This window comes from Anaerolineae bacterium (assembly GCA_014360855.1).
Lineage (GTDB): Bacteria > Chloroflexota > Anaerolineae > JACIWP01 > JACIWP01 > JACIWP01.
Genome location: JACIWP010000178.1, coordinates 1 through 6,793 on the forward strand (window position 1 = coordinate 1; position 6,793 = coordinate 6,793).

Annotated in this window: 8 protein-coding genes; 5 read left to right on the top strand and 3 right to left on the bottom strand. The window is 65.0% G+C overall.

The genetic code is table 11. The features are described 5' to 3' along the window. Nucleotides 1-120: 120 nt before the first annotated feature. From H5T60_10120 to H5T60_10135, 4 genes are all read left to right on the top strand, one after another. Nucleotides 121-699, top strand: a complete 579-nt coding sequence (locus H5T60_10120) for a hypothetical protein (GenBank protein MBC7242785.1) — start codon at nucleotides 121-123, stop codon at nucleotides 697-699. A 39-nt stretch (nucleotides 700-738) separates the two neighbouring features. Next, nucleotides 739-1,575, top strand: coding sequence for a GNAT family N-acetyltransferase (locus tag H5T60_10125; GenBank protein ID MBC7242786.1), 837 nt, complete (start codon nucleotides 739-741; stop codon nucleotides 1,573-1,575). 106 nt (nucleotides 1,576-1,681) lie between these two features. Then, the gene (locus tag H5T60_10130) at nucleotides 1,682-2,221 is read left to right on the top strand and encodes an HAD family phosphatase (GenBank protein ID MBC7242787.1); all 540 of its coding nucleotides are present in this window, start codon (nucleotides 1,682-1,684) and stop codon (nucleotides 2,219-2,221) included. Nucleotides 2,222-2,327: 106 nt separating this feature from the next. After that, nucleotides 2,328-3,638, top strand: a complete 1,311-nt coding sequence (locus H5T60_10135; GenBank protein ID MBC7242788.1) for an NAD(P)/FAD-dependent oxidoreductase — start codon at nucleotides 2,328-2,330, stop codon at nucleotides 3,636-3,638. Nucleotides 3,639-3,682: 44 nt separating this feature from the next. Here the strand turns inward: H5T60_10135 and H5T60_10140 are convergent, their stop codons facing one another. Then, a complete protein-coding gene (locus tag H5T60_10140) occupies nucleotides 3,683-4,615 on the bottom strand; it encodes an NAD-dependent epimerase/dehydratase family protein (protein MBC7242789.1) in 933 nt (310 codons plus the stop codon). A 155-nt stretch (nucleotides 4,616-4,770) separates the two neighbouring features. Here H5T60_10140 and H5T60_10145 point away from each other — a divergent pair, with 155 nt between their 5' ends. Then, a complete protein-coding gene (locus H5T60_10145; GenBank protein ID MBC7242790.1) occupies nucleotides 4,771-5,106 on the top strand; it encodes a hypothetical protein in 336 nt (111 codons plus the stop codon). Nucleotides 5,107-5,109: 3 nt separating this feature from the next. Here the strand turns inward: H5T60_10145 and H5T60_10150 are convergent, their stop codons facing one another. Together H5T60_10150 and H5T60_10155 are read right to left on the bottom strand one after the other, a co-directional pair. Beyond that, nucleotides 5,110-6,267, bottom strand: a complete 1,158-nt coding sequence (locus H5T60_10150; protein ID MBC7242791.1) for a hypothetical protein — start codon at nucleotides 6,265-6,267, stop codon at nucleotides 5,110-5,112. Between the two features lie 63 nt (nucleotides 6,268-6,330). After that, on the bottom strand, nucleotides 6,331-6,793 hold a 463-nt coding region (locus H5T60_10155), incomplete at its 5' end, for an endopeptidase La (GenBank protein MBC7242792.1).

Sequence of the window (6,793 nt, forward strand, 5' to 3'; positions counted from 1 at the left end):
AGGCCTTTCGGCGCGGGCGCGCGCTGGCCGGCCCGGCGCGCACGCGGTAGGGGCATCCTTGCCATTGCTCGAACACCCCATCCCCGGCCAGGGGCGGGGGTTCCCGTGAGGAGGCACTGCATGGGAGAGCGCACAGCACCAACCGTATATTTCGCCGAACCCGGGCCGGCCAATACCGAGCGCACCCTGGCCCTGGCATATGAGCGCATGAAAGAGCTGGACATCCGGCGCGTCCTGGTAGCCACCACTTCCGGCGCCACCGGTGCCCGGGCGGCACAGCTCTTCCCGGCCGACCGGCTGGTGGTGGTCAGCCATTCGGCCGGCTTCCTGGAGCCGAACGTGCAGGAGCTTCAGCCGGAACACCGCGTCGCCATCGAGCGCGCCGGCGTGCCCATCCTGACCTGTACGCACGCCTTCGGCGGGGTGGGACGCGCCGTCCGGCGCAAGCTGGCAACCTATCAGGTGGACGAGATCATGGCCTACACCCTGCGCATCTTCGGCCAGGGGGTCAAGGTGGGGGTGGAGATGGCGCTGATGGCGGCGGACGCCGGCCTGGTGCGCTGTGACCAGGAGATTATCACCATTGCCGGCACGAGGAGCGGCGCCGATACCGCGCTGGTCATCCGGCCGGCACACGCCCAGGACCTTTTCGACCTGCAGGTGCTGGAGATTATCTGCAAACCGCGCCTGGGGGTATAAGCTGGCTGTGACATGATGGAAATGAGACGTCCTCCCGCTGTGAAAGCGGTGGAGGAGCGGGATAAGCCGGCGGTGGCCGCGTTCCTGCGCTCCTCCATCTGGAGCTTTATCCATACGGATTATGACGAGGCCTCAGCCCTGCAGTGGCCGGGATATCTGGCACGCAACCGCGCCGGCCGGCTGGTCGGGGTGCTGGGATGCGGCCTGGACCGGCCGCCGGTGGCCAGCGTCCTCTACGCCGCGCTGGATTCATGGGAACAACCCGGCCCTCTGTTTCACCGCCTGTTGACCGCGCATGAAGCGGACCTTTCTCGCGCCGGCGCCCAGGAGTTGGTCTTTATCGGCTATGTGCCCTGGCTGGTGCGGGTACTGCGCCGGCAGGGCTTCGCCACGCGCACCTCGATCATCTCGTATGCGCGCTGGGGCGGGCCCATCCCCGACGCCGGCAGTGTGCAGGTGCGCCTGCGGCCGGCGGTCCCGGAGGATGCGGAAACCGCCGCCGGCATTGACATGCAGGCCTTTGAGCCAATGTGGCGCTATCCGCCGCCCCTACACGCCGCCATGATCGCCCGCCTGCCCTATTACCGCATCGCGGAGTGGGAGGGACTGCCCGTCGGGTATGTCTCCGGCGATATCGTCCTGGGGCAGGGACAGATCATCCGACTGGCGGTACGGCCGGCCTGGCAGGGCCGCGGCATCGGCCGGCGCCTGCTGGCCGATGCGCTGGAGTTCTTCGCCCGGCAGGGTGTCCGCCCAGTGACCCTGAACACCCAGGCGGATAACCTGCGCTCCCGCCGGCTGTACGAGGCCTTCGGCTTCGAGCGCGTCAGCGCCGAGGTGCCGGCGCTGGTCAAACCTCTCCCACCCGCGCTGTGAAACTCTCGCCAAGAGGGATTCCCCGATGACAGAGCGCCCGGAAGCCATCGTCTTCGATTACGGCGGGGTGTTCACCCTCCCCGATTCCCTTCGGCCGGAGTTCGAGATGTACGAGCGCGCCCTGGGACTGCCGGCCGGCGCGCTTTTGGAGGCGCTGGGGAGCGGACCGGCCTGGGAAGCAGTGTCGGTCGGGGCCATCAGCGAGGAGGAGTACTGGCGGCAGGTTGCCGGCGAATGGGAGGGGCGGCTTCCGCCGGCGTTTGGGCGCTTCCGGCACGGCACCCTGCCCTTCGAGACCATCAACGGGGAGATGGTGGAGCTGGCCAAACGCTTGTATGGGCAGGTGCGTCTGGGCCTGCTCAGCAACGCCACCATCAGCCTGCGGGCGCATCTGGAACGCTTGGGCTGGCCGATGCACCTGTTCGAGGTCATCGGGATATCGGCGGAGATAGGCCGGCGCAAGCCCGACGCGGCCGCCTTCCGGTGGGCGGCGGAGCAGTTGGGCGTGCCGATGGAGCGGATCCTGTTCGTGGATGACAAGCCGCGCAATGTGGAGGCGGCGCGGGCGGCCGGCATGCGTGCCCTGCTGTTCACCACGGTCAGTGAGCTGGCGGAGCACCTGCGGGAGATGGGCCTGAGGGTGTGATGGGCCGGCGAGCTGGGGATTCACTGCCGGCCCACCGAGAATTGCGCCGGCCATCCCGAAATGGTATACTTCCCCCCAGCATCACCAACGGAGGAACGCACATACCATGAGAGTCGCAGTCGTCGGCGGCGGCATCACCGGCATGAGCGCGGCCTATGAGCTGGCCAAGCGCGGCATCCCCTGCACCCTGTTCGAGAAGGACGAGACCCTGGGCGGCCTGGCCGGCTCCTTCAAGGTCAACAACACCTACCTGGAAAAGTTCTACCACCACCTCTTCACCACCGATACCGCCATGGTGGAGCTTATCCATGAGCTGGGGCTGGGGGACCAGTTCGTCTGGAACGATTCCAACACCGGCCTCTATTACGTCCAGCGGATTTACCGCCTGGCCACGCCCCTGGACGTCCTGCGCTTCAAGCCCCTGAGCTTTCCTGATCGCATCCGCATGGGCATGCTGGCCATCTGGCCGCGCTTCATCCGCGATTGGCATAAGCTGGAGGAGATCACGGCCAGGGAATGGCTCCTGCGCTACGCCGGCCCCCGCGTCTATCAGGTGGTCTGGGAGCCGCTCCTGCGCAACAAGTTCGGCCATTACCACGACCAGGTCGCCGCCGTCTGGATATGGAACAAACTGGTACTGCGGGGCGGTTCGCGCGATGTGCGGAGCGGCGCGGAGAAGCTGGGCTATCAGCGCGGCGGCTTCGGCCCGGTCTTCATCGCCTGGGAGAAGAGGATGCGGGAGATGGGGGTGGAGATCCGCCTGAACTCGCCGGTGGAGCACATCCGCATCGAGAACGGGCGCGCGACGGGCGTGGTGGTCGCCGGCCAATTCGAGCCGTTCGACCAGGTCATCGTCACCACCGCGCCGGCCATCCTGGCGGAGATGGCCCCTGGCCTGCCGGAGGCCTACCGCCATCAGCTCCAGCAGATCATCTACCTGGCCAACGTCTGCCTGGTGCTCAAGCTGAAACGCTCCCTCAGCACCACTTACTGGCTCAACATCGCTGACCCGACCATCCCCTTCGTGGGACTCATCGAGCACACCAACATGCAGAGGCCCGATGAGTACGGCGGCGCCCACATCGCCTATCTCTCGCGCTATCTGGACGCGGACGACCCGTACTACCGCATGTCGGCCGAGGAGCTTTTCGAAGCCTACCTGCCGCATATCCGGAAGATGTTCCCGGAGTTCGACGCCTCCTGGGTGGAGGAGAAATGGGCCTGGCGCGAGCGCTGGACCCAGCCGGTCATCCTGCGGCACTATTCGAAGGTACGGCCGGCGCTCAAAACCCCCGTGGACAACCTCTGGCTGTCCTGCATGGCCTCGATCTACCCGCAGGATCGCGGCATGAACTATGCCCTGCTCTACGGGCGCAAAGTGGTGCGGCAGATGCTGGGGGAGGAGCCGGCGGCGTAGGGGCCGCCGGCGACAGTCAATTCCCTGTGCCCCACGGGGAGGGCTTACCGCAACTGTCGGAAGCGGGGGTCCAGCTCCAGCAGTAGGCGCAGTCCGGTCTCGATATCCACTTTCGGGGAGAAGCCCAGCTTCTGGCGTGCCAAGGTGATATCCGCCACCAGTCGGGACACGCCGCCGTCCTGGCCGGCGTTCTCGATGATATTGGCCTTGCGGCGGGTGACCCGCTCGATGTGCCGCACCAGCTCGCGCACGCTGACCTCCTGCCCCGAGCCAACGTTGATGATCTGTCGGTCCACGTCGGGGGCCAGCGCCGCCGCCACCAATGCGTCCACCACGTCGTCAATGTACACGAAGTCGCGCGTCTGCCGGCCGTCCCCAAAGATGACCACCGAGCCGCCGGTCAGCACCTGGCGCATGAACAAGGGGATCACCGGGGCGTGGGAGGCCGGCAGGGGCTGATACGGCCCATAGGCGTTGAAGATACGCAGGGCCACCGTCTCGATGCCGTACAACTGCCCCAGGGTGAAGACATAGTACTCCGCCGCGATCTTGCTCACCGCATATGGAGCGCGCGGGTTTGGGCGGAAAGATTCCTTGACCGGCTGGAGCGGCTGTTCCCCATACACTGTGCCGGAGGAAGCCAGCACCACCCGCTTCACACCGACGTCGCGCATGGCTTCCATGACGCTGACTGTGCCGCCCACGTTCACGTCGTTATATTCGCGCGGGTACAGGATGGATTCCGGGACGGATACCCGGGCGGCGAGATGAAAGACGCAGTCAATATTGTGGAGAATGGTCCACAGCTTGGGGCGATCGCGCACATCCCCGCGGTTGAACAGCACATCCTGATGCAGGCGAGAGGGGTCGCCGGCGCTCAAATCATCCAACACGCGCACCTGATGCCCCAGCTCCACCAGCCGGTTGGCCAGCGCCGTGCCGATGAATCCCGCTCCACCAGTGATCAAAACCCTCACGTCGTGTGAACCTCCCAGTATCCAGATTGAGGTGACAGTCACCTGAGAGGTGACTGTCACCTTAGAATTATATATCCGCTTGACAGCGCCCCTATGAAAGGGTAAGATGCGTCTGACCAGCGCATCCGCTTCTCGTCAGCCACAGGGGTTTGCCCGTGCGGTTTTACTCGTTCGGCACCGATTTCAAGTACAGCCTGGGGCGCATCACGCGGCAGGAAATCTACACGGATGCGCCGGACGGCGGGGTACAGCTTGCGTTCATCGCCGAGACAGTGCCGGCGGCGGAAGGCGCCGGCCGCGCGGAATATTACCTCGACGAACAGGGCCGGCCCCATATCGTCGTGCTCGCCCCCACGCTGGACTATCAGGTCATCATCCAAGCCTGTCATGTATGGATGGCCCGACAAGGCCTGCCCGATGAGCCGGTCTGGTTCCTGGCACTGCCTCCTGGCAAATCCCCGGAGGAGTTCCTGCGCATCCGCCGGCCCTGAGCGCTACATCGGCTGGAAATCCACGATGCGCCATTCGCAGTCGTAGGGGTACGCTCCCTTCTTCGGCACTCCCTCCACCCATACCCGATAGCGGAAGGGGCCGGTGATGGTGCCGTCGGGCCGGCGGTTCACTACCACCACCTCGATGGCGATGCGCTCATGCCGGCGTTCCTTTTCCACATCCGGGTAATAGGCGATCTCCTTCACCTCCGCCATGCTGGTGAGCTGTCCCGGCTCCGCCACGTCGCGCCCATACTCCCCGTCAATGAAGCGCGCCGCCGCCTCTGGCGAAAGATATGTCTTGGCCTCTGCGGTGTTCAGGCCGATGGCCAGGTAAAAGGCCAGCACGCTTTTCTCAGGGTAATAGGTCTGGGGCACCGGCGTGGGGGGCGTAAAGGTGAACTCCACCGCTTTGCTGACCGGGTCCAGCATCGGGCCGTCCGGCGACTGCCGGTAGGAGCCGTTGGCCGGCTCATACACCCGGGTGACCGCCAACTGCGAGCGCTCAAAGGCTCTGTCCTTGACGCGCACCCGCGAGCCGTCTATGCTGATGCCGCCGGTGCCGCGGAAAAAGCCCAGGTTCCAGTAGCCGCGCTGCCCCGGTGCCGGCGGACTGCACGGCTGGCTGTAATCGTACCACATGAAAATGGCCAGCTCCGTGCGGATGTTGTCGCTGGTCTTGCCCCAAATCAGGACATCCTGGGGCCCGCCGACATCCGGGATATCCCGGATGTCAATCTCGATCTGCGCCTCGCTGAGATAGTCGCGGTCAATGGGGATCAGCTCGAAGGTGTCGATGCCGCGCGGCCGGCAGTTGTTCAGGTCCAGCACCATGGCGCCGTACGGCGAACGGCCGCTGACAATATCGTACCGATAGAAGACCACCCGCTCCATCTCGCCGTCGCCGTCCAGGTCCTGCCGCTGGACGCTGTGAAACCGCATGGTTTCGGGGATCAGCTCCTGCGGATTGATGAATTCTTGCTTCGAGAGGGTATCTGCAATGCGGTAGCGCCAGGCATCCAGGTCAATATAGCCGAACCGCCACGCCAAAGCTATCGCCAGGCATATGCACACATTCGCCAGCAACCAGCCCACAATGGTCATTTTGGCCAGGTTTTTCATGATGGAACCGATGTTTTGCGGAGATGCGGACTGGCTCATGGACGCCTTCTCCTTGTTGATTCGACGGCTGGCGAAGAGAAAGCTGGCCGGCGGAGGCCAGCCTCATGCGGCTTTTTTCCGCCGGCTCACACGCTTCTTAGGCGCTGTGCTGACATGCTGGTCCAGCAGGGCTTCCTTCAGCACTTCATCCATGTGCGAGACAAAGACCACCCGCAGGCCTTTCCGCAGTTTGCGCGGCACCTCGATGAGGTCCTTCTCGTTCTTCTTCGGCAGGAGGACGGTCTTCAGGCCGGCGCGATGGGCGGCCAGGATCTTCTCCTTCACCCCTCCGATGGGAAGCACACGCCCGCGCAGGGTGATCTCTCCGGTCATACCGACGTCGCGGCGCACCGGCCGGCCGGACAGGGCTGAGATCATGGCGGTGGCGATGGCGATGCCGCCCGAAGGCCCATCCTTGGGAATGGCCCCTTCTGGGATGTGGACATGGAGGTCAATTTTGTCGAAATCCACATCCTTGAAGCCGAAGCGCTCGGCGTTGGCGCGGGCGAAGGAGAGCGCGGCCTGC

Coding starts and splice junctions, on each gene's coding strand:
- H5T60_10120 (MBC7242785.1), top strand. CDS start 121: ATGGGAGAGCGCACAGCACCAACCGTATATTTCGCCGAACCCGGGCCG.
- H5T60_10130 (MBC7242787.1), top strand. CDS start 1,682: ATGTACGAGCGCGCCCTGGGACTGCCGGCCGGCGCGCTTTTGGAGGCG.
- H5T60_10135 (MBC7242788.1), top strand. CDS start 2,328: ATGAGAGTCGCAGTCGTCGGCGGCGGCATCACCGGCATGAGCGCGGCC.
- H5T60_10150 (MBC7242791.1), bottom strand. CDS start 6,267: ATGAGCCAGTCCGCATCTCCGCAAAACATCGGTTCCATCATGAAAAAC.